The following is a 1,977-nucleotide window of genomic DNA, read 5'->3' on the forward strand; positions in this document are numbered from 1 at the left end:
GCAGGAGGCGCTGGTCCTCTACCAACGGGCGGTCGACGCCAACCCGGACGATTTCGACGCCAATCTCGGCCTCTTCTACGCCCTGGTCGAGACCGAGCAGCTCGACGCCGCCACCGAACACATCGACCGCTACGCCGCGCGTCTGCCGGAACGCCGCCACCTCGACGGCCGCTACAACGGCGAACGCCTGAGCGCCGACATCACCGCCGACCGCGTGCGCCTCTTCGCCGACCGCCTCGCCGAAGCGCAGGCGCGCATCGACGCCCGCCACGACGCCATCCCCTACAACAGCGAGGCGCGCCAGTCGTCCGCCAGCCTCGCCCTGGCCCGCGGCTGGCCGCAGCAGGGTGACGAGATGCTGCGCCGCACGCTCGGCTCCGACCCGATCAACCCGGCGCTCCACGCCGACCTTTCGGAGAACCGCCTGACCCTGCAGGACTGGTCGGCCGCCCGCGCCGCCCTCGACTACGCCGCCGGCCTCGATCCGAACAACGGCGCCGTGCGCCGCGCCAGCCGCAGCTACGAGCTGTACGACAGCTACGAACTCTATGTCGAAGCCGGCTACGGCGAAGGACAGGACGTCAATTACTTCGGCAGCCGCGACTGGTCGATCGACAGCTTTCTCTACAGCCGCCCGATCGCCGAGAACTGGCGCGTCTTCGCCCACAGCTATTCCGCCAGCGCCGATTTCTACGGCGAGAACCAGACCTGGATCCGCACCGGCGCCGGCGCCGAATGGCGCCACCTCGGCTGGCGGCTGACCGGCGAGGTCAACGGCGGTAGCGGCGTCAAGGCCGGCGCCACCGGCACCGTGCGCTGGAAGCCGGACGACACCTGGACCTTTTACGGCGCCGCCGAAAGCGTGACCAACCAGATTCCGCTGCGCGCCGTCGCCGACGGCGTCTACGCCAGCCGCCTCAGCGTTGGCGCTGACTGGCGCCAACACGAGTCGCGCAAGCTCGCGCTCGGGGTCTATTCCAGCGACTTCTCCGACGGCAACCTGCGCACCGGCGTCAACGCCGCGTGGTTCGAGCGCTGGGCCAGCGGCCCCAAATGGATGTTCGAGACCATTCTCGGCGCCGACGCTTCGCGCAATTCGCTGGATACCAGCGTCAATTACTTCAACCCGAAAAGCGACCGTTCGCTGTGGTTGACCGCAGCCGTCGAAAACCTCACCTGGCGCAGCTACGACCACGCCTTCCGCCAGCGCCTGGCGCTGACCGGCGGCACCTACTGGCAGGAAGGCTACGACGCCGGCGCCATCGAGGCCATCGAATACAGCCACCGCTGGGAACTCGACCGCGACCTTTCGCTGCGCTACGGCATCGGTCGTATGCTGCGCCCCTACGACGGCGAACGCGAAGGACGCACCTTCGCCAACCTGATCCTGCTATGGCGCTTCTGATCCGTACCCTCCTCGCCGCCCTGCTGGCGCTCGCCGCCGCGCTGGCCACGGCCGCCGACGCCCGCTTCATGGCCCTCAGCTACCACGAGGTGCTCGCCGACAACGAGCCGATGACGCCAACCGCCGTCCGCGCCAGCGACCTCGCCCGCCAGTTCGCCTGGCTCCAGGCCAACGACTACCACCCGGTCAGCGTCGACCAGATCCTCGCCGCCCGCGCCGGCGGCCCGCCGCTGCCGCCCAACGCCATCCTGCTTAGCTTCGACGACGGATTCCTGGATTTCTACACCCGTGCCTTCCCGCTGCTCAAGCTCTTCAACTACCCGGCAGTGATCGCCCTGGTCGGCAAATGGATGGACGTGCCGGACGGCCAGATGGTCGACTACGACGGCAAGCCCGTGCCGCGCGGCAAATTCCTCAACTGGGACCAGGTGCGCGAGATGCAGGCCTCGGGGCTGATCGAGGTCGCTTCGCATTCCTACGACCTGCACCACGGCATCCTCGCCAACCCGCAGGGCAACACCCAGCCGGCAGCGACCACGCGCCTGTATGCCAACGGCCGCTACGAGGACGAC

At 68.6% G+C, this 1,977-nt stretch carries 2 protein-coding genes; both read left to right on the forward strand.

What is annotated here, in order from left to right:
• A partial coding sequence (gene pgaA, locus ACE3PU_RS09830; protein ID WP_374389201.1) for a poly-beta-1,6 N-acetyl-D-glucosamine export porin PgaA occupies nucleotides 1-1,405 on the forward strand: 1,405 nt, incomplete at its 5' end.
• On the forward strand, nucleotides 1,393-1,977 hold a 585-nt coding region (locus ACE3PU_RS09835), incomplete at its 3' end, for a polysaccharide deacetylase family protein (protein ID WP_374389203.1). The genes pgaA and ACE3PU_RS09835, both read left to right, overlap by 13 nt.

It is taken from the genome of Brevundimonas sp. (assembly GCF_041911375.1).
Taxonomy (GTDB): Bacteria; Pseudomonadota; Alphaproteobacteria; order Caulobacterales; family Caulobacteraceae; genus Brevundimonas.